This is a genomic window from Caulobacter sp. ErkDOM-E (assembly GCF_048541895.1).
Classification (GTDB): Bacteria; Pseudomonadota; Alphaproteobacteria; order Caulobacterales; family Caulobacteraceae; genus Caulobacter.
Genome location: NZ_CP183331.1, coordinates 3,361,814 through 3,380,326, shown reverse-complemented (window position 1 = coordinate 3,380,326; position 18,513 = coordinate 3,361,814). Strand labels below are relative to the sequence as shown.

At 67.4% G+C, this 18,513-nt stretch carries 19 protein-coding genes and 2 pseudogenes; 12 read left to right on the top strand and 9 right to left on the bottom strand.

All coding sequences use genetic code 11. The features are described from left to right. The first annotated feature begins 4 nt into the window (after window positions 1-4). From cydB to ACN2C7_RS16560, 3 genes are all read left to right on the top strand, one after another. On the top strand, window positions 5-1,153 hold the full coding sequence (gene cydB, locus ACN2C7_RS16570; protein WP_419318367.1) for a cytochrome d ubiquinol oxidase subunit II: 1,149 nt from the start codon (window positions 5-7) through the stop codon (window positions 1,151-1,153). Window positions 1,154-1,165: 12 nt separating this feature from the next. Continuing rightward, window positions 1,166-1,285, top strand: coding sequence for a cytochrome bd-I oxidase subunit CydX (gene cydX / locus ACN2C7_RS16565; protein WP_419252411.1), 120 nt, complete (start codon window positions 1,166-1,168; stop codon window positions 1,283-1,285). Window positions 1,286-1,456: 171 nt separating this feature from the next. Continuing rightward, window positions 1,457-1,912, top strand: a complete 456-nt coding sequence (locus ACN2C7_RS16560) for a chemotaxis protein CheW (RefSeq protein ID WP_419318365.1) — start codon at window positions 1,457-1,459, stop codon at window positions 1,910-1,912. Window positions 1,913-1,979: 67 nt separating this feature from the next. Here ACN2C7_RS16560 and ACN2C7_RS16555 read toward each other — a convergent pair whose 3' ends face one another. Next, a complete protein-coding gene (locus tag ACN2C7_RS16555) occupies window positions 1,980-2,477 on the bottom strand; it encodes an ASCH/PUA domain-containing protein (RefSeq protein ID WP_419318363.1) in 498 nt (165 codons plus the stop codon). A gap of 185 nt (window positions 2,478-2,662) precedes the next feature. Here ACN2C7_RS16555 and ACN2C7_RS16550 point away from each other — a divergent pair, with 185 nt between their 5' ends. Next, window positions 2,663-4,045 (top strand): flavin-containing monooxygenase, encoded by a 1,383-nt coding sequence (locus ACN2C7_RS16550; RefSeq protein WP_419318362.1) that lies wholly within the window; start codon window positions 2,663-2,665, stop codon window positions 4,043-4,045. Between the two features lie 25 nt (window positions 4,046-4,070). Here the strand turns inward: ACN2C7_RS16550 and ACN2C7_RS16545 are convergent. After that, window positions 4,071-4,151 (bottom strand): annotated as a pseudogene (locus tag ACN2C7_RS16545) (hypothetical protein); the annotation flags it as partial. Between the two features lie 39 nt (window positions 4,152-4,190). Here ACN2C7_RS16545 and ACN2C7_RS16540 point away from each other — a divergent pair. From ACN2C7_RS16540 to yihA, 8 genes and pseudogenes are all read left to right on the top strand, one after another. Continuing rightward, window positions 4,191-4,442 (top strand): DUF2164 domain-containing protein, encoded by a 252-nt coding sequence (locus tag ACN2C7_RS16540; protein WP_419318360.1) that lies wholly within the window; start codon window positions 4,191-4,193, stop codon window positions 4,440-4,442. A gap of 345 nt (window positions 4,443-4,787) precedes the next feature. After that, window positions 4,788-5,426 (top strand): TetR/AcrR family transcriptional regulator, encoded by a 639-nt coding sequence (locus tag ACN2C7_RS16535; protein ID WP_419318358.1) that lies wholly within the window; start codon window positions 4,788-4,790, stop codon window positions 5,424-5,426. A 10-nt stretch (window positions 5,427-5,436) separates the two neighbouring features. Continuing rightward, window positions 5,437-6,495 (top strand): annotated as a pseudogene (locus tag ACN2C7_RS16530) (alpha/beta hydrolase); the annotation flags it as partial. A 200-nt stretch (window positions 6,496-6,695) separates the two neighbouring features. Next, window positions 6,696-7,685, top strand: a complete 990-nt coding sequence (locus tag ACN2C7_RS16525; protein WP_419318356.1) for an NADPH:quinone oxidoreductase family protein — start codon at window positions 6,696-6,698, stop codon at window positions 7,683-7,685. A gap of 152 nt (window positions 7,686-7,837) precedes the next feature. Beyond that, the gene (gene rpmH / locus ACN2C7_RS16520) at window positions 7,838-7,972 is read left to right on the top strand and encodes a 50S ribosomal protein L34 (protein WP_012284717.1); all 135 of its coding nucleotides are present in this window, start codon (window positions 7,838-7,840) and stop codon (window positions 7,970-7,972) included. Between the two features lie 113 nt (window positions 7,973-8,085). After that, window positions 8,086-8,562 (top strand): ribonuclease P protein component, encoded by a 477-nt coding sequence (gene rnpA / locus ACN2C7_RS16515; protein WP_419318354.1) that lies wholly within the window; start codon window positions 8,086-8,088, stop codon window positions 8,560-8,562. Window positions 8,563-8,569: 7 nt separating this feature from the next. Then, a complete protein-coding gene (yidC, locus tag ACN2C7_RS16510) occupies window positions 8,570-10,423 on the top strand; it encodes a membrane protein insertase YidC (RefSeq protein ID WP_419318352.1) in 1,854 nt (617 codons plus the stop codon). Further along, complete coding sequence (gene yihA / locus ACN2C7_RS16505) at window positions 10,423-11,091, top strand: ribosome biogenesis GTP-binding protein YihA/YsxC (RefSeq protein ID WP_419318350.1); 669 nt, start codon at window positions 10,423-10,425, stop codon at window positions 11,089-11,091. Before yidC ends, yihA begins: the two co-directional genes overlap by 1 nt. A gap of 10 nt (window positions 11,092-11,101) precedes the next feature. On the opposite strand, the gene ACN2C7_RS16500 is transcribed toward yihA, so the two are convergent. From ACN2C7_RS16500 to ACN2C7_RS16470, 7 genes are all read right to left on the bottom strand, one after another. Continuing rightward, complete coding sequence (locus tag ACN2C7_RS16500; protein ID WP_419318348.1) at window positions 11,102-11,401, bottom strand: hypothetical protein; 300 nt, start codon at window positions 11,399-11,401, stop codon at window positions 11,102-11,104. A 177-nt stretch (window positions 11,402-11,578) separates the two neighbouring features. Further along, the gene (locus ACN2C7_RS16495; RefSeq protein WP_419318346.1) at window positions 11,579-12,334 is read right to left on the bottom strand and encodes a DUF72 domain-containing protein; all 756 of its coding nucleotides are present in this window, start codon (window positions 12,332-12,334) and stop codon (window positions 11,579-11,581) included. A 63-nt stretch (window positions 12,335-12,397) separates the two neighbouring features. Next, window positions 12,398-13,393, bottom strand: a complete 996-nt coding sequence (locus ACN2C7_RS16490) for a hydroxyacid dehydrogenase (protein WP_419318344.1) — start codon at window positions 13,391-13,393, stop codon at window positions 12,398-12,400. Window positions 13,394-13,584: 191 nt separating this feature from the next. After that, window positions 13,585-13,767 carry a hypothetical protein gene (locus ACN2C7_RS16485; protein ID WP_419318343.1) on the bottom strand — a complete coding sequence of 61 codons (183 nt, stop codon included), beginning with the start codon at window positions 13,765-13,767 and terminating at the stop codon, window positions 13,585-13,587. A 1-nt stretch (window position 13,768) separates the two neighbouring features. After that, complete coding sequence (locus tag ACN2C7_RS16480) at window positions 13,769-15,157, bottom strand: L-serine ammonia-lyase (protein ID WP_419318341.1); 1,389 nt, start codon at window positions 15,155-15,157, stop codon at window positions 13,769-13,771. A gap of 218 nt (window positions 15,158-15,375) precedes the next feature. Then, entirely contained in the window at window positions 15,376-17,028 is a 1,653-nt protein-coding gene (locus tag ACN2C7_RS16475) for a M28 family metallopeptidase (RefSeq protein ID WP_419318339.1), read from the bottom strand. A gap of 285 nt (window positions 17,029-17,313) precedes the next feature. Further along, entirely contained in the window at window positions 17,314-18,510 is a 1,197-nt protein-coding gene (locus ACN2C7_RS16470; protein ID WP_419318337.1) for an alanine racemase, read from the bottom strand. Between the last annotated feature and the right edge of the window lie 3 nt (window positions 18,511-18,513).

Genomic DNA, 18,513 nt, shown 5'->3' with positions numbered 1-18,513 from the left:
CGTCATGGAACTTCCAATCGACTACGCGACCCTGCGGGTCATCTGGTGGGCGCTGATGGGCGTCCTGCTTATCGGCTTCGCCCTCACCGACGGCTTTGACATGGGGGTCGGCGCGCTCTTGCCCTTCGTCGCGAAGACCGACCAGGAGCGCCGCATGGTGATCAACACCGTCGGGGCCACCTGGGAAGGCAATCAGGTGTGGTTCATCCTGGGTGGCGGCGCGATCTTCGCGGCCTGGCCGCTCGTCTATGCGGTCAGTTTCTCGGGCTTCTACCTCGCCATGTTCCTGGTGCTGGCGGCGATGATCCTGCGGCCGGTCGGCTTCAAGTATCGCTCCAAGCGGCACGACCCACGCTGGCGGTCGTTCTGGGACTGGGCGCTGTTCACCGGCGGCTTCGTGCCGGTGCTGGTGTTCGGCGTGGCGGTCGGCAACGTCCTGCAGGGCGCGCCCTTCCGCTTCGACAGCGATCTGCGCATCTCATATCTCGGCTCGCTCCTGGGCCTGTTCTCGCCCTTCGCCCTGCTGTGCGGGCTGCTGTCGGTCTCGATGCTGGTGCTGCACGGCGCGGCCTGGCTGACCGTCAAGGCCGAGGTGGGGCCGGTCACCGAACGCGCTCGCCGCTTTGGCGAGATCGCCGGCCTGGCCAGCATCGTGCTGTTCGCCGCGGGCGGCTTCTATGTCGCTTTCGGGGGCATGGGCTTCCGGCTCGAGGGCCTGACCGACGCGGCCGGCCCGTCCAACCCGCTGCGCACCGTCGTGGTGGCAGCCCCCGGGGCCTGGCTGGACAACTATGCCCGCCATGGATGGATGGTCCTGGCGCCGGTGCTGGGCTTTGCCGGCGCCGCGCTGGCCCTCCTGGGCCTGAGATCAGACAAGGCGGCGCTGTCGTTCTCCGGATCGACGCTCGCGACCCTGGGGATCATTTCGACCGTCGGCCTGTCGATGTTCCCGTTCATCCTGCCCAGCAGCGTCGACCCGCGCTCCAGCCTGACGGCGTGGAACGCCTCGTCCAGCCATCTGACGCTGTTCATCATGCTGATCGTCACGGTGATCTTCCTGCCGCTGGTCCTGCTCTACACCGCCTGGGTCTACAAGGTTCTGTGGGGACGCAGCACGACGGGCGCCCTGACTACCAACCCCGACCTGTATTAGGGAGACGAGACGATGTGGTATTTCGCGTGGATCCTGGGCCTGGGCCTGGCCGTCGCCTTCGGCGTGCTCAACGGCGTCTGGTACGAGTTCAACCTGTCGGACGACGGCGATGAGGGCCTGTCAGAGCCCTGATGCAGGGCGCGGCATGCCGGATTGGACGATTGCGACAATCCAGCGCGCTGGATTGGCGTCACCGTTAACCGTTGTTAAAGGGCGGATCGGGTCAAGTAGCACCGTGGTCTGGAGCGCGCCGAATACGCGAACCGGAGGCACGCCTGATCTGACGATCCCGGGGAAATCGATATGACCGACCAATCCGCCGAGCCGGCCCTGGAACTGATCTCCTTCTGCATCGGTGAGCAGGAGTTCTGCATCGACGTGAAGACCGTCCGCGAAATCCGCGGCTGGACTCCGGCGACGCCGATCCCGCACGCCCCGTCCTATCTGCGCGGCGTCATCAACCTGCGCGGCGCGATCATGCCGGTCATCGACCTGCGCAACCGCCTGGGCCTGGGCTTCACCGTTCCCGAGACCCGCCACGTGATCGTGGTCGTCGAGTGCCAGGACCGCCTGGCCGGCATCCTGGTGGACGCGGTCAGCGAGACCTTCACCGTGTCGCGCGACCACCTGCAGCCGGCTCCGGACCTGGGCGTCGAGGAACTGCGCTTCATCCAGGCGATCATCTCGATGGAAAACCGCCTGATCACCTATCTGCGCATGAACGACGTGTTCCCGGCGGTCATCCGCGAAGCGGCCTAAGCGCTTCCAGCCTTCTGGTTTCGAAAAGCCGCCGTCCGCTCATGCGGGCGGCGGCTTTTTCGTGGCCCTAGGCCTTGCGCACGATCAGGGCGGCGGCGGCGTGGAAGCCAGCCTCGGCCTCGGCGGCGGCGGCGACGCCCGCGTGGCGGTCAGCCGCGACGCTCATGGCCGCCCGGCCGGTGGTGGGGGCGGCGTAGCTGGCCGAGACCCGGCGGGCGTCCTGAGCGCGCAGGGTGGCGTTCGAGGCCTGGGTCTCGTGCCAGGTCGCCAGCTGGTCGGCGGTCAGCCGGCCCTCGGGCGAGGCGTCGGCATGGGGCATGACCTCGCCAAAGCCCAGGGCCACGAAGCCGTGGATGACGCCGTAGTCCTCTTCCGAAAGTACAAATGTAATCTGACGCTCTTCGGTCTGGCCTGTATAAACTTCACTTTCCGGATCGAATTCGCGCAGCACCAGGATGTCGCCGACCGAGAAGTCGCGGTCATTGCGGCGGATCTCGAAGCGCTTCTTGCCCGAGCGGACAGCGGCGAAATACTGCGGCCAGGTCTTCAGTTCGTGGCGGTGCATGGTCTTGGCCTTCGTATGCGCATCGAGTCGGGGCAAATGGGATCGTGGGTGTCGAACGCCAGACCCTAGCGGAGGATTAATCCCACCGCACGCGGCTGTGGAGCGTCCTTGACGCAGGGGAGCCGTTTGACGGCCGGAATAACGCTGATACGCTTTACTGAACAACGATAAGTCAGGGGCGGGACATGACGGGCAAGCTTCCCAAGGCGTGCATCATCGGCGCGGGCTGTAGCGGCTTCACCACGGCCAAGCGGCTCAAGGACGTGGGCGTTCCCTATGACTGCTTCGAGATGTCCGATGACATCGGCGGCAACTGGTACTTCAAGAACCCCAACGGACTGTCGGCCTGCTACGAGAGCCTGCACATCGACACTTCCAAGTGGCGCCTGGCCTTCGAGGATTTCCCGGTCCCGGCAGAATGGCCCGACTTTCCGCATCACGCCCAGCTGCTGCAGTACTTCAAGGACTATGTCGCCCATTTCGGCCTGCGCGAGACCATCACCTTCAACACGAAGGTGGAGACCGCCCGCCGCACCGACGACGGCCTGTGGGCGGTGACGCTGGCAAGCGGCGAGACGCGACTCTACGACGTGCTGTTCGTCTGCAACGGCCACCACTGGGACCCGCGCATCCCTGACTATCCGGGCGAGTTCGACGGCCCCGCCTTCCACGCCCACGCCTATAGCGACCCGTTCGACCCCGTCGACATGCGCGGCAAGAACGTCGTGGTGGTGGGCATGGGCAATTCGGCCATGGATATCGCCAGCGAGCTGGCCCAACGCCCGATCGCCAAAAACCTTTGGGTCTCGGCCCGGCGCGGGGTCTGGGTGTTTCCGAAATATCTGAACGGCAAGCCGGCCGACAAGTCCGCCCTGCCGGCCTGGATGCCGCGCAAGTTGGGCCTGGCCCTGACCCGCAAAGTGCTGAAAAAGTCCATCGGCCGAATGGAAGACTACGGCCTGCCCAAGCCCGATCACGAGCCGCTGGAGGCCCACCCCTCGGTCTCGGGCGAGTTCCTGACCCGGGCCGGCTGCGGCGACATCAAGTTCAAGCCGGCCATCGCGGCGCTGGAGGGGCCCAATGTGCGGTTCGCCGACGGCAGCGTGGAACAGGTCGACGCCATCGTCTTCGCCACCGGCTACAAGATCAGCTTCCCGTTCTTCGACGATCCGGACCTGGTCCCGGGCCCGGATCACCGCTTTCCGCTGTTCAAGCGGATGATGAAGCCGGATGTCCCCAACCTGTTCTTCATGGGTCTGGCCCAGCCCCTGCCCACCCTGGTGAACTTCGCCGAGCAGCAGGCCAAGCTGGCGGCGGGCTATCTGGCGGGGACCTATGCGCCGCCGTCGGCCGACGAGATGGTCAGGATCACCGCCAGGGATGAAGAGCGGCATCTGGGCCAGTTCTACGCCTCGGCGCGACACACGATTCAGGTGGATTTCAACGTCTATTGCGCGGACCTGAAGAAGGAGATCGCAAAGGGCGAGAAGCGGGCGCGGGCGGCGGGCAACCGGCTGCCGGTGGCGGCGCGGGCTGAGACGGCTTCCGTTCAGGCCGTCGTCGCCTGACCAAACCTGTCATCCCGGGCGGCGTAGCCGACCCGGGACCCAGGGGCCGGCGCAGTGCGGTTGCCCCTGGGTCCCGGCTCTCCGCTTCGCTGCGGCCGGGATGACAAGGTAAGGGATAGGGGAAGTAGAGCTGGAACCCCGAAAAATGCCCAAGATCGACCTCGACAAGGACACCCGCGCCAAGCTGACCGACGGCCTGTCGCGATATCTGAGGGACGAGCTGGATCTGGAGGTCAAAGGCTTCGACGCCCAGTTCCTGCTCGACTTCATCACCGAGCGGCTGGGGCCCTACTATTACAATCAGGGTCTCCACGACGCCCAGGCGCTGTTCGCCAAGAAGATCGAGAGCGTCACCGACGCGGTCTATGAGCTGGAGCAGCCGACGAAGCCCTTCTAGACTCCGCTCTCCCCGGCGAAGGCCGGGGCCCAGATCGAACCCCTGGAGATGGACGGGCTTGGCTGAGGCAGAAGGCGCGTCATCCCCAGACGCTCAGGCTGAATCTGGGCCCCGGCCTTCGCCGGGGAGAGCGGGGTGTGTTGGCTCCCCCAGCGTCAGCATTGACCTCCGGCCCGCCAGGCGCATCATCCCTGAACGGTGATCAGTCTGGGCATGACGTGACGACGCCAGGGAAGGAACAGCATGCCGATCGTCCGCGCGCGGCGAAAGTCTTGCCCCATGCGGCGGAATGAGGCTCAAATCATGACGGGGCGTCACGATCGCCTCGTTCCTGAGTCGCGTTTGATGTCGAATATCGCCTATTTCCCCAAGGCCCCGGTTGTGGACGATCGGCCCGGCAAGCGCGAACGCACCAAGGTCGCCAATCGTCAGGCCATACTCGATGCGGCGCGGGAAGTGTTCGGCGAGCTGGGTTATGACGCCGCCACGGTGCGCGACATCATCCGCCGCACGGGTTTGGCCTCGGGCACCTTCTACAACTACTACAAGTCCAAAGAGGAAGTGTTCGACGCCCTGGCCGACGACGGCGCGCGCCGCTTCCGGCCGCTGCTGCGGGTCGAGGTCGAGAAGGCCGTCGACTTCGAGTCGTTCCTGCGCGGTGCGATCACCGCGTATTTCGTCTTCGTCGCCACCGAGCAGGAGACCTGGCGCCTGAATCGGCCCGCAGGCGAACCGATCCCCCAAGCTCGGGCCACGCCCGAGATCGTGGCGGTGTTCGACCAGGTGCGCGAAGGCTTCGCCAAGGTTCTGGAGCTTGAGCACGCGCCGGCTGTCGACCTGGACTATCTGACCGCCGCCTGCATCGCCGTGGCGCGCGAAGTCAGCGACAAGATGCTGGAGCGCCGTCCGGTCGATACGGCCGGCGCCGCTGACTTTGCCGTCAAACTGATCCTCGGCGGCCTTCCCGCCCTTCCCAAACTCTAGTCCCTTACCCGGAGCTCGCATGGCTGACGCCGCCGTCCAGAAGTTCATTCTGAAGACCATCCTGTCCCTGCCCAGCCCGATTCTGCGGGCCATGTCCGGGGGCGGGGTGGTCTATCGCGGCGGCCGCACCCTGGACCCGCGCTTCCAGTTCTTCGCCCACACCGCCCAGAAGATGCCGTCGATGACGACCCTGCCGCCCGACGTGGCGCGCGAGGCCAGCGCCAAGGGCCTGGGCGCAGTGTCGGGGCCGCCGGAGCCCGGCGTGCGGACGGAAAGCCTGTCGATTGAAGGGCCGGGTGGGCAGCTTCCGCTGCGCGCCTATCGCCCGGCCGAGCAGGACGCCGACGCCCCCCTGATCGTCTTCGCCCATTTCGGCGGCGGGGTGATCGGCGATCTGGAAACCTGCCACGCCTTCTGCGGTATCCTGGCCAAGCTCGCCCGGACGGCGGTGCTGTCGGTCGACTATCGCCTGGCGCCCGATCACCGCTTCCCGGCCGGTCTGGACGACGTGCTGGCCGCCTATCGCTGGGGCCGCGACAACGCCGCCCGTTTCGGCGCGCGGCCGGGCACGGCGGCCATCGGCGGCGATTCGATGGGCGGCAACTTCGCCGCCATCATCGCCCAGGAGATGCAGCGCACGGGCGAGGCCCAGCCGGCCCTGCAGCTGCTGATCTATCCCGCCGTCGACGTGGCCAGCGAGACGGCCTCGATGACCACCTATGCCGACGCCTATCCGCTAAGCCGGCCGATCATGGACTGGTTCATGGGTCACTATATGGGCCCCGACGCCGATCCGGCCGACCCACGCCTGTCGCCCAACAAGGCGGCCGATCTCGCGGGCCTGGCGCCGGCCGTGGTGATCACCGCCGGCTTCGACCCCCTGGTCGACCAGGGCGAGGCCTATGCCAAGCGCCTGCAGGCCGCTGGGGTGCCGGTGACCTATCGCTGCTATGACAGCCTGGCCCATGGCTTTACGGCCTTTACCGGGGCGGTGCCGGCGGCCGACGCGGCCTGCCGCGAGGTGGCGCGGCTGGTGCGCGAGGCGCTCGTGGCGGGGCCCGATAAGTAGGACGGGCGGAGACCGGATAGTCCGGATAATTCCACACTAAACCCCCACAAACATCCGCTCTCCCCGGCGAAAGCCGGGGCCCAGATTCACCCAGAGAAGCTGGGGATGACGCGCCTTCGGACTGAGATAGGCGCGCCGACCGCTCTGGGTTCGATCTGGATCCCGGCCTTCGCCGGGAAGAGCGGGGTAAGAGAGTGCCGATGAGCTCCACCATGCGCGCCCTGGTCGTCGAGAGCCTGGCCCCCGACTACGCCGGCTGCGCGGTCCGCGAGGTCGCCACGCCGACGCCCGGTCCCGGCGAGGTGCTGGTCGAGGTCAAGGCCGCCAGCGTCAACTTCCCCGACCTGCTGATGACCCGCGGTGAATACCAGTTCAAGCCGCCCACGCCCTTCACCCCGGGCCTGGACCTGGCCGGCGAGGTCGCGGCGCTGGGGCAGGGGGTCTCGGGCTTCTCCGTCGGTGACGCGGTGGTCGGCGGCGCGCGGCTGGGGGCCTTCGCGCAATATGCGGTGGTCTCGGCCGAGGCCCTGAAGCCCAAGCCCGAGCGGCTGTCGTTCGCGCAGGCGGCCGCCTATGGCGCGGCCTATCTGACCGCCTATGTCGCCCTGGTGCGCCGGGCGCGGATCGAGCCGGGCGACTGGGTGCTGGTGCACGGCGCGGCCGGCGGGGTGGGTCTGGCGGCGGTGGACCTGGCCAAGGCCCTGGGCGCGCGGGTGATCGCGGCCTCGGCCTCTGACGACAAGCTGGCGGCCATCCAGGCGCTGTATGCGCCTGACGCTGTCGTCAACGTCACCGGCGGCTTTCGCGATCAGGTGAAAGCCATCACCGGCGGGCGCGGGGCCGACATCATCTATGACCCCGTGGGCGGCGACGTGTTCGACGAGAGCGTGCGCTGCATCGCCTTTGACGGCCGGCTGCTGGTGATCGGCTTCACCTCGGGGCGGATCCCGACGGTCTCGGTCAATATGCCGCTGATCAAGGGCTTCTCGGTCATGGGCGTGCGGGCCGGCGAGTACGGCCGGCAGTTCCCCGAGAAGGGCCGAGAGAACGGCGAGGCGGTGTGGCGCATGGCCAATGAGGGGGTGATCTCGCCGCATGTGCATGCCCAGCTGCCGCTTGAGCGCTGGCGTGAGGCGTTTGATCTGCTGGCCGAGCGCAAGGTGGTGGGCAAGGCGGTGATTGTTCCTTGAAAGCTCTCATCCCGGCTCGGCGCTTCGCTTGGCCGGGATGACAGTTTCAGCGGCCGACTCAGGTTGACAGCCGTCGCCCCTTCCCTTATCCACCGCCCCTCACTCGCGGAGGCCTTGCGGCCCTTGCGTCCCATTATTATCGGAGCCACCTCGTGAAGCGGACATTCCAGCCGTCGAAGCTCGTGCGAGCCCGCCGTCACGGCTACCGCGCACGTATGGCCACCAAGAACGGCCAAAAAATCGTTGCGCGTCGCCGCGCCAAGGGCCGTAAGCGCCTGACGGCCTAAGAACGGCTCACCCCGTTCTTTCTCCCGCTTCGGCGGGAAGCACAGACCATGATACAAGCCGCCTTTTCCCAGAGCCTGACCTCAGGTTTTCGCCGGAAAGGGCGGCTTTTTTCATGACCGCGATCCAGCCCGCAGATGCGGTGAAGATCGAGCGCCTGAAAAAGCGCCCCGATTTCCTGAAAGCCGCCAAGGCGCCCGCCCTGTCGCGCGGCGCGGTGTTCATGCAGATGCGCGCCCGACTCGACGATGATCCCCTGATCCGCGTGGGATTCACCGCCACCAAGAAGGTCGGCGGCTCGGTCGAGCGCAATCGCGCCAAGCGCCGCCTGCGCGAGGCCGCAAGGCTGTTGTTACCCCTTCATGGCCGCCCCATGTACGACTATGTATTCATCGCGCGCGGCGGCACCCGCACCCGCGAATGGGGGCGTTTGCTTGACGATGTGAAAACCGCGCTGATAAGCCTCGCGGCCGAACATGATCGCGCGGAGGCTCGGGCCAGGCTGGCTCAATCCGCTGATCTTCCTAAAGACCCGTCTTCTGACGCTCAACCTGCTAACCCAGGCGCGCCCGATCCCTCCGTTTCCGGTTAAGTCATCCATGCAGAACGACAACAAAAACACGTTGATGTTCATCGTCAGCGCGTTCGCGATCCTGATCGGGTACCAGTTCTTCATCCTGGGTCCGCAGCAGAAGAAGGCCGACGCCGAGTTGCTGGCCAAGAAGGCCGCCGAGGCCCGGATGGCCGCGACCCAGCCTGGCGTGGTGCTCGGCCCCGATGGTCGTCCTGCGCCGCTGAAGCTGTCGCGTGACGCCGCCAAGGCCCAGAGCCCGCGCGTCGCCGTCAATACGCCGGCCCTGTCGGGTTCGATCTCGCTGAAGGGCGGCCGCATCGATGACCTGTGGCTGAAGAACTACGCCCAGACGGCCAAGAAGGATTCGCCGCCGGTCGAACTGTTCCGCCCCGAGGGCGCTGAGCACGCCTGGTTCGCTGATTTCGGCTGGGCCGGCGCCAACCTGCCGGGCCTGCCCGACAGCCGCACCGTGTGGACCACCGCGCCGGGCCAGACCCTGACCCCGACCTCGCCGGTCGTCATGACCTATGACAACGGCCAGGGCCTGGTCTTCACCCGCACCCTCTCGGTCGACGCCGACGCCATGTTCACCGTCGCCGACACCGTCCGCAACCAGGGCGCCCAGACCCTGTCCCTGGCCCCCTACGCCACGGTCCAGCGCCAGGGCATCCCGGCCGACCTGGGCAAGAATCAGATCGTCCACGAAGGCGCCATCGGCGTGTTCGGCGTCGAGGGCGGCAAGAGCCACGAGCTGAAGCAATCCAAGTACGGCAAGTGGAAGAAGGACAAGCCGCTCGAAGCCTTCCCGTCCAAGGGCGGCTGGGCCGGCATCACCGACAAGTACTGGCTGACCGCCCTGATCCCGGATCAGTCGCAGGACGTCACCGCCCAGTACCGCGTTACCCAGGCCGGCGCCGTCGACATCTATGACGTCAATTTCGTGGGCCCCGCCAAGAGCCTGGCCCCCGGCCAGACCCTGACCCAGAACACCCGCCTGTTCGCCGGCGCCAAGACCGTGCCGCTGCTGCGTCAGTACGAGTTCGGCGGCGAGCCCCCGGCCTGGTGGAAGTTCTGGGACGGCAAGAAGGCCGAGGTGCCGCGCTTCGACGACGCCGTCGACTGGGGCATGTTCAGCTTCTTCACCCGCCCGATCTTCAATATCATGGAGATGTTCTACAAGTGGGTCGGCAACTTCGGCGTCGCCATCCTGCTGCTGACCGTGGCCCTCAAGCTCGTGCTCTATCCGCTGGCGGACAAGAGCTACGAGTCGATGGCCAAGATGAAGAAGATCGCCCCCGAGGTCGAAAAGCTTAAGGCCAAGTTCAAGGACGATCCGACCAAGCAGCAGCAGGAAATGATGGCGCTGTACGGCAAGGAGAAGATCAATCCGATGATGGGCTGCCTGCCCATGCTGATCCAGATCCCGGTGTTCTACTCGCTGTACAAGGTGCTGACGGTGACCATCGAGATGCGGCATGCGCCGTTCTTCGGCTGGATCCGCGATCTCTCGGCGCCCGAGCCCACCAGCCTGTTCAACCTGTTTGGCCTGATCCCCTATGATCCGGGCGCCCTGCCGCTGGTCGGCGCCATGATCGCCCACCTGGGCATCTGGCCGCTGCTGTATGGCGTGACCATGTGGCTGACCACGGCCATGAACCCGCCGGCCGCCGACCCGATCCAGCAGAAGATCTTCCAGTGGTTCCCGGTGATCTTCACCTTCACCCTGTCGGGCTTCGCCGTGGGTCTGGTGATCTACTGGTGCTGGTCCAACGTCCTGACCATCTTCCAGCAGTACATCATCATGCGCCGCTACAAGGTCGAGAACCCGATCGACCAGATCATCGCCCGCTTCCAGGGCAAACCCACCGTGGCGACCTGATGACCGAACCCAACTTCGCGCCCGCTCCCGGTCCCGTCTTCACCGAGGAAGAGATCGAGGCGGCGCGCGTGCTGTTCGCCCAGCCGGTGGCCTTCATGATGGGGGCCGTCAACATGGACGGCCTGCCCCATCCGATCGCGCCGGAAGTGTGCTTCGCCGGCCGCTCCAATGTCGGCAAGTCCAGCCTGATCAACGGTCTGGTCGGCCAGAAGTACCTGGCTCGCGCCTCCAACGAGCCGGGCCGCACGCGGGAGATCAACTTCTTCCTGCTGGCCGAGAAGCTGCGCCTGGTCGACCTGCCGGGCTATGGCTTCGCGCGCGCCTCGAAGACCACGGTCAGCAAGTTCCAGGACCTGGGCCGGGCCTATCTGCGCGGCCGGGCCACCCTGCGCCGTGTCTATCTGCTGATCGACGCCCGCCATGGCCTCAAGAAGGTCGACCAGGAAGCCCTCGACGCCCTGGATACGGCGGCGGTCTCCTATCAGATCATCCTGACCAAGTCCGACAAGATCAAGCCGCACGAGGTCGAGAAGGTCACCGCCGAGACCGTGAAGGCGATCGCCAAGCGCCCGGCGGCTTTCCCGCGCGTTCTGGCTACCTCGTCGGAAAAGGGCCTGGGCATGCCGGAACTGCGCGCCGAGATCGCCCGGGTCTGTCTGGACGAATAGGGGGCGGGGCTTAGGTCCCCGACCGCCTGTATGTCGCCGTGCAGCGTGCATTGCACTGGGCCCACTGGCTTGGACAGATGTCGTCGTCGCCGGCCTTGCAGAAATAGTAGCTCCGCGCGCAGGCGGCCCGGCACTGGCCGGGGTCGCCGCCCGGGCGGCTGGACGCCAGCGGGATCAGAGGCTGCAGGGCGGTCTGCGGGACTGCGGCCACGGCGGGCGGCGGGGCCTTTTTCGGCGCGGGCTTCTGGTCGGCGCCGGCCGGCGAGGCCAGGGCGAGAGACACAAGCAGCAGGGCGAGGATGCGGTGCATTGGCAGAGCCTAGGGCCCGGCGGTTAAGGTTTGGCTAACCATGTTTGCCTCTCCCCTTGCGGGGGAGGGTGGCCCGCGCAGCGGGTCGGGTGAGGGGGCTCGCGGGCCTTTCCGACAGGGCTTTCGACCCCTCATCCGTCGGCTGCGCCGACACCTTCTCCCGCAAGGGGAGAAGGGTCAGCCTTTCAGCTTCTCGATCAGCGCCATCGCCGCCGCCGGATTGCGCAGCTTGGCCCCGGAGATGAAATAGGCGAACACGTCGCCGCGTTTGGCCCAGTTGCGCGTCTGGGCGACCACGCCGTCCAGTTCCTCGGACGTCATGCCGGTGGGCTCGTCCTCGCGGCTGCACATCAGGCGGGCATAGGTGAAGTCGGCGGTCGGCTCGTCGATCCGGGGCCAGTCGGGCGACTCGTCGTCGACGGCATAGACGATGGCCGCGCCGTACTTTGCGGCCAGGTCATAGAAGGCCTGGGTCTGGAAGGTGGGGCTGCGCACTTCCAGTGCGTGGCGGGCAGGACGGCCGCCGATCTCCTTGGGCAACAGCTTGAGGAAGCCCTCGAAGTCGACGGGGTCGAATTTCTTGGTGGCCATGAACTGCCAGTTGATGGGGCCCAGTTTGGGGCCCAGCTCTTCCAGCCCCTGGGTCAGGAATTTCTCCAGCGAGTCGTTGTTCTCCGACAGCACGCGGCGATTGGTGCAGTAGCGGCTGGCCTTGACCGAAAACACGAAGTCGTCGGGCGTCTCGTCGCGCCACTTCATCCAGCTGTTGGGCTTGAAGGTGGAATAGTAGGTGCCGTTGATCTCGATGCTGGTCAGGTTGGACGCAGCATATTTCAGCTCGTCCTTCTGCTTGACCGTGTCGGGATAGAACACGCCGCGCCAGGGCTCGAAGGTCCAGCCGCCGATGCCGGCCCGGATGACGCCTGTGGACATGTCTGTTCCCTTCCTGTTCCGCTGCGCACCCTAAGCGAGGCGCGAGGCGGTCGGCAAGGGGTGTCAGCCGCGAACCACGTTGCTGGGCGTTCCTGACGTGAAGGCTTCGATATTGCCCACGGTCACGGCCATGATCCGTTCCACCGCCTCCTGGGTGTCATAGGCCACGTGGGGCGTGACGATGACATTGGGCAGTTTCAGCAGGGCGTGGCTGGCGACCAGGGCGCGCAGGCCCTCGACGGCGGGCGGGGTTGCGGAGCGGAAGATCTGGGCCTCGTCGCGCAGCCAGGGCTCCTGGCTCAGCACGTCCAGGGCCGCCCCGGCGATCTGACCGGTCTGGAGGGCGTTGAGCAGGGCCTCGGCGTCGACCACCCCGCCCCGCGCGGTGTTGACCAATATGGCCGAGGGCTTCATCGCCGCAAACTGGGCTGCGCCGATCAGGCCTTCGGTGGCCGGGCCGCCGGGGATGTGCAGGGTCAGCACATCGCAGGCGGCGATCAGGGTCTCGAGCGGGACATAGGTGAAGCCCAGGGCCTTGGCCGCCGCCGGATCGGGCCGCATGTCGAAGGCGATGACATCCATGTCGAAGCCCCTGGCGATCTTGATCACCCGCCGGCCGATCTGGCCCGTCCCGACCACGCCCAGGGTCTTGCCGCCCAGGTCAAAGCCCCGCAGCCCGCCCTGCGAGAAGTCGCCGCGCCGGGTGCGCTCGACGGCCTGGGGAAGCTTGCGGGCCAGGGCCAGCAGCAGGGCGAAGGCGTGTTCGCCCACGGTGGGGTCGCCATAGTCGGGCACGTTGCAGACCGTGATCCCGTGCTCGCGGCAATGGTCCAGGTCGACATGGTCATAGCCGGTCGATCGGGTGGCGATCAGGCGCAGCTTGGGGAAGGCCGCCAGGGCCGCTGCGTCCAGGCGCGAGTCGATGAAGGTCGAGACGACCTCGGCCTGCGCGAAGCCGGGGCCGGCGACCTCCGCCACACAGGTCACGGCGTGGTCGCGGCTCAGGCCGTCGACGGCGGCGCGTTCCCAGTCTTCGGCTTCGAAGATGACGATGTTCATGAGGTGATCCAGACCGGGTGACGGGTGTGCACACCGGTAACGCGCTAAGAAGGCGGCCGCACCTAGAGGGTGACCGTATAGTTCGGCGACGATCCCCTCCGGCCCTCTGGGCCACCTCCCCCGGAGGGGGAGGATCTAACGTGTCGAGATGCTCCCCCTCCGGGGGAGCTGTCGCGGAGCGACTGAGTGGGTCAGCGCGGCTTGTACCGATCGATCTCGGCCTGATCGTGGGAACATTTGCCGATCTGCTCGATCCAGACGCCCCCACCGTCGTAACAAGCGTCGACCGTGAGCCATTCCCGCGTGCAGCGCCCGATCGGAAACGCCGCCAGCGCCAGCAGCACGACGGCGATCCAGACGCCGCGCCGCTTCACCTCAGCACTCCACCCGGTTGACCGACAGCCCCACGGCCAGCCCGCCCATCGAGGTTTCCTTGTAGATCTCGTTCATGTCTTCGCCGGTGCGCTTCATGGTGGCGATCACCTTGTCGAGCGAGACGCTGTGCTGGCCGTCGCCCAGCAGGGCCAGGCGGGCGGCGTCGATGGCCTTGATGGCGCCCATGGCGTTGCGCTCGATGCAGGGGATCTGCACCAGGCCGCCGATGGGATCACAGGTCAGGCCCAGATTGTGCTCCATGCCGATCTCGGCGGCGTTCTCGATCTGGGCGTTGCTGCCGCCCAAGGCCGCGGCGAGCCCGGCTGCGGCCATCGAGCAGGCGACGCCCACCTCGCCCTGGCAGCCGACCTCGGCCCCGCTGATCGAAGCGTTGCGCTTGTAGAGCGCGCCGATGGCGGCGGCGGTCAGCAGGAACACCCGGATCTGCTCGGGCGTGCCGTTGTAGAACCGCACGAAGAACCGCAGCACGGCCGGCACCAGCCCCGCCGCGCCATTGGTCGGGGCGGTGACCACCCGGCCGCCGGCGGCGTTCTCTTCATTGACCGCCATGGCCCACAGATTGACGAAGTCCATGGCCGCCAGCGGGTCGCTGATCTGGCGCTCCATGCGGCCCTGGATGGTCTGGTGGATCTGGCGGGCGCGGCGTTTGACATCCAGTCCGCCGGGCAGGATGCCGTCCTGGCGCATGCCCCGGTCGATACAGGCCTCCATGGCCGCGAAGATGCGGTCGATGCCGGCGTTCATGTCGTCCAGCGACATCCGGGCCAGCTCGTTGGCGCCCATGACCCCGGCGATCGACAGGCCCGCATCGGCAGCCCGTTGCAGCAGGTCGGCGCCGCTTTCGAAGGGGTGGGGGATTTCAGGGCCGGCCTCGGGCGGCGCATTGCTGCCCATCTCGAACTCGTCGCGCACGAAGCCGCCGCCGATCGAGAACCAGGTGCGTTCGGCCAGCACGGCGCCGGCCTTGTCATGGGCGACGAAGGTCAAGCCGTTGGGATGCTGGGGCAGGCGCTCATGGCCCAGCCAGACGATGTCGCGGGCCTCGTCGAAGGCGATGTCGATCTGGCCGCCCAGCTTCAGCGACTGGGTGGCGCGGGTCTCCAGCAGGGCCGCCTCGCCGGCGTCGGGATCGAGATCGGCCGGGACAAAGCCCATCAGGCCCAGCATCACCGCCCGGTCGGTGGCGTGGCCGCGCCCTGTCAGGGCCAGGGAGGCGTAGAGCCGGATCTCGACCCGGGCGACGCCGGGCAGCTGGCCGTTGTCGCGCAGGCGGCCGACGAACAGCACCGCCGCCGTCATCGGGCCCATGGTGTGGCTGCTCGACGGACCGACGCCGAGCTTGAAGAGGTCGAAGACCGAGGCTGTCATGGTGATGGTTTGAACATTTCTCCGGGATCGCCCCGCTCCCAAAAATCCGCTCTCCCCGGCGAACGCCGGGGCCCAGATTCAGCCTGAGCGATTGGGGTGATCGCGCCCGCGGTCCGAACCGAATTACAGGCGCTCGTGGGTTCGATCTGGACCCCGGCGTTCGCCGGGGAGAGCGGAAGAGGGGGCGGTCCGAAGACCGAAACCGCCCCGCGCGTCGCCTACTTGCGCTGTGCCTTGGAGGCGTCGCGCGTGCCCTTGAACTCCGAACCCTCACCCCACTCGGGCCAGCGGGTGGAGTTGGCCAGATCCGCGCCCAGGCCCTGGATCAGGCTGATGTCGGCGGTCATGCCGTCCAGACGCCAGCCGTCGTTCCACTCGTCGGCGGGCTGGTGATAGGCGTTGATGCGATAGGCGTCGGCAAACGCCTTGCCGGCCGCCACGCCGCCCTCGACCAGATCCTCGCCCGAGCCGAACGAGATGGCCGGCACGCCGCGCTTGGCGAAGGGGAAGTGGTCCGAGCGGTAGAAGTAGCCGGCTTCCGTGGCCGGGTCAGGCGTATAGGTGCGTCCCACAGCCTTGCCGTGGGCGATCAGGTCATCCAGCAAACCCAGCTTGGCGCTGCCCGAGATCGTGAAGTCCCTGGCTGGGCCGGCGGGGTCCAGGGCGTCGGTGTTGAGCACACCCACGGTCTTGGCCAGCGGATACAGCGGATTGGCTGCGTAGTATTCCGAGCCCAGCAGACCCTTTTCCTCGGCCGTCACGGCCAGGAAGATCAGGCTGCGATCCGGGCGCGGACCCTTGGCGAACACCCGGCCCATTTCCAGCATGGCGGCGATGCCGGTCGCGTTGTCGACGGCGCCGTTATAGATCGTGTCGCCCTTGGCGTCGGCTAGGCCCACGCCCAGGTGGTCCCAGTGGCCGGTGAAGAACACGGTCTCGTCGGGGCGCTTGGCGCCGGTCAGCTTGCCGACCACGTTCTTGGACACGATCACCTTGGGCTCGACCGCGTAATTGGCCGAGAAGGTCGCGCCCTTCAGTTCCACCGGCTTGAAGTCGCGGCCCTGGGCCGCCTTCTTCGCGGCGTCGAAATCCAGGCCCGCGGCCTTGAACAGCTCGACGGCGGTGTCGCGCTGGATCCAGCCTTCCAGGGCCGGATGCGACTTGCTCGGCTCCTTGCGGACGATGTCGAACATCGTGTTGGTGTTGGAGTTCTTGACCGTGGCCCAGCCATACGAGGCCGGGGCCGTCTCATGCACGATCAGCAGGCCGGCGGCGCCCAGGCGGGCGGCTTCCTCGAACTTGTAGGTCCAGCGGCCGTAATAGGTCATGGCCTTGCCGCCGAAGTCGCCGGACCCGGTCTCGAAGTCCGGGTCATTGATCAGCACGACGACGATCTTGCCCTTGACGTCCAGGCCCTTGAAATCGTCCCAGTTGCGCTCCGGCGCCTTGACGCCATAGCCGGCGAAGACGATCGGGGCGTTCTGGATCGACACCTTGTCGACATTGGTCATGGCCGCGCGGATGGCGATCTGCTCGCCCTGGTTCAGGGCGATGTGGCTGTTGCCGACCATCATGTGGGCGCTGACCGGGCCCTTGATCTCGAACATGCCCAGCGGCACGTCCTGGGTCCAGGCGCGCTTGCCGTCCTTCAGGTCACCGCCGGGCTCCAGGCCTGCGGCCTGCATCTGCTCGACGATATAGGCGACGGTCTTGGTCTCGCCGGCCGTGGCGGGGCCGCGGCCCTCGAAGGCGTCGGACGACAGGGTTTTGATGTGGGCGGCGAGGTTGACGGGGTCGATCTTCGGCGCGTCGGAGGCGTGCGCCAGCATGGGCGCGGCGAACAGGGCGGTGGCGAGCAGCAGGCGTTTCATCGTTGTCACTCTTTGGAGCAAATCTTGTCGTTGGCGCGGACCGTATCCGGGGTCTTCGGCGAGGGGAAGCCGGTTCGTTTCCTGGACGGGGATCGGCCTCTAAATCCGCTTTCCCCGGCGACCCCAGGGCCATCGCACAGGCCCTGAAAGCCTGTCATCCCGGACAAGCCTGGCGAAGCCGGGCGCCGATCCGGGACCGCCGGAAGCGCTGAGTTCAGGCGTCGGTCCCGGATCTTCGCGCTGCGCGCTCGTCCGGGATGACACCGTTGTGGGGCTCGCGGAACACTAGATCGAACTCACCCGCCGCCCATCCACCGCCCACCGCTCCAGCGCCTCGCCGTCCCAGACGTGCAGGGCGTCATAGAGGTTGATGGTCGGATCGCAGTGGCCCGGCTGCAGCCAGACGATGTCGCCAACCTTCGGCGCGTCGGCCGGGAAAGCGCGGGCCGGATCGGCGTCGGCGGCGCTGACGGCGCCGGCGAAGCCCAGCGGATCGCGGCCGCCGGCCTTCAGCACGTCGATCATCGCGGGATGGGCGATCAGGCCGTGCTCGTCGCCCATGGGTCGCCATAGCGAGCCGGGCGCGGCGCCGGCGATGACGCGGGCCGGCGGGCCGTCCATCGACACCGCCTTGAAGCCGGCGTCGACCACCACGTGGCTCTTGTGGCGGGTCGAGACCACGCTGGACGCGATGTAGAGCGACGGTTCGAATGGCCAGTCGCCGCCGCCGGGCGCGCCGCAGTCGTCATATTCGACATCCATGACCGCGTAGGAGCCGGCCTGCAGCTCGGTGAACACGCCCGAGGCCAGGTCGAAGGCGTGGGTGCCTGTGCCGCCGCCGGTGACCACGGGCGGGGGCAGGCCGGCGGCGGTCAGCTCGGCGACCAGGGCCTTCAGCATCGCGAAGGCGGCCTCGTCGGCCGAGCGGCGCAGGTCGCCGTCGTCCATGTGCTGCAGATGGCCCAGATAGGCCTGAAGACCGGCAAAGCGCAGGCCCGGCGCGGCGTCGGCGGCGCGGGCCAGGGTCAGGGCGTCGTGCGGATAGGCGCCGGTGCGGTGGGTGCCCAGATCGAGGTCCACCACCAGGTTCAGGATCGTCCCGGCCGCGACGGCGGCGTCGGACAATCGGTCGATCTGGCCCTCGTCATCGGCGGTGACGCCGATCGTGGCGCCGCCTTTGGCCAGAGCCGCCAGGCGCGGCGCGGCCCAGGGCGGCGGGGCGGCGGTGACCAGCACGTCGGTGATGCCGCCGGCCACGAAGGCCTCGGCCTCGCCGACCGTCTGGGCGCACAGGCCCACCGCGCCGCGCTCGATGATCAGCCGGCCCAGGGTCGAGCACTTGTGGGTCTTGCCATGGGCCCGCAGCCGCACGCCGGCTGCGGTGCAGAGCGCCTGCATGCGGTCGAGGTTGCGCAGGAGCGCGGCCTTGTCGACGACCAGCAGCGGGGTCTGGGGGAGGGCGGTGTGCGGTGGAAAGTTCATCTG

What these genes read in the sequence shown, in the direction of transcription:
- cydB (WP_419318367.1), top strand. Translation starts at nt 5, where the DNA reads ATGGAACTTCCAATCGACTACGCGACCCTGCGGGTCATCTGGTGGGCG.
- cydX (WP_419252411.1), top strand. Translation starts at nt 1,166, where the DNA reads ATGTGGTATTTCGCGTGGATCCTGGGCCTGGGCCTGGCCGTCGCCTTC.
- ACN2C7_RS16560 (WP_419318365.1), top strand. Translation starts at nt 1,457, where the DNA reads ATGACCGACCAATCCGCCGAGCCGGCCCTGGAACTGATCTCCTTCTGC.
- ACN2C7_RS16555 (WP_419318363.1), bottom strand. Translation starts at nt 2,477, where the DNA reads ATGCACCGCCACGAACTGAAGACCTGGCCGCAGTATTTCGCCGCTGTC.
- ACN2C7_RS16550 (WP_419318362.1), top strand. Translation starts at nt 2,663, where the DNA reads ATGACGGGCAAGCTTCCCAAGGCGTGCATCATCGGCGCGGGCTGTAGC.
- ACN2C7_RS16540 (WP_419318360.1), top strand. Translation starts at nt 4,191, where the DNA reads ATGCCCAAGATCGACCTCGACAAGGACACCCGCGCCAAGCTGACCGAC.
- ACN2C7_RS16535 (WP_419318358.1), top strand. Translation starts at nt 4,788, where the DNA reads ATGTCGAATATCGCCTATTTCCCCAAGGCCCCGGTTGTGGACGATCGG.
- ACN2C7_RS16525 (WP_419318356.1), top strand. Translation starts at nt 6,696, where the DNA reads ATGAGCTCCACCATGCGCGCCCTGGTCGTCGAGAGCCTGGCCCCCGAC.
- rnpA (WP_419318354.1), top strand. Translation starts at nt 8,086, where the DNA reads ATGACCGCGATCCAGCCCGCAGATGCGGTGAAGATCGAGCGCCTGAAA.
- yidC (WP_419318352.1), top strand. Translation starts at nt 8,570, where the DNA reads ATGCAGAACGACAACAAAAACACGTTGATGTTCATCGTCAGCGCGTTC.
- yihA (WP_419318350.1), top strand. Translation starts at nt 10,423, where the DNA reads ATGACCGAACCCAACTTCGCGCCCGCTCCCGGTCCCGTCTTCACCGAG.
- ACN2C7_RS16500 (WP_419318348.1), bottom strand. Translation starts at nt 11,401, where the DNA reads ATGCACCGCATCCTCGCCCTGCTGCTTGTGTCTCTCGCCCTGGCCTCG.
- ACN2C7_RS16495 (WP_419318346.1), bottom strand. Translation starts at nt 12,334, where the DNA reads ATGTCCACAGGCGTCATCCGGGCCGGCATCGGCGGCTGGACCTTCGAG.
- ACN2C7_RS16490 (WP_419318344.1), bottom strand. Translation starts at nt 13,393, where the DNA reads ATGAACATCGTCATCTTCGAAGCCGAAGACTGGGAACGCGCCGCCGTC.
- ACN2C7_RS16480 (WP_419318341.1), bottom strand. Translation starts at nt 15,157, where the DNA reads ATGACAGCCTCGGTCTTCGACCTCTTCAAGCTCGGCGTCGGTCCGTCG.
- ACN2C7_RS16475 (WP_419318339.1), bottom strand. Translation starts at nt 17,028, where the DNA reads ATGAAACGCCTGCTGCTCGCCACCGCCCTGTTCGCCGCGCCCATGCTG.
- ACN2C7_RS16470 (WP_419318337.1), bottom strand. Translation starts at nt 18,510, where the DNA reads ATGAACTTTCCACCGCACACCGCCCTCCCCCAGACCCCGCTGCTGGTC.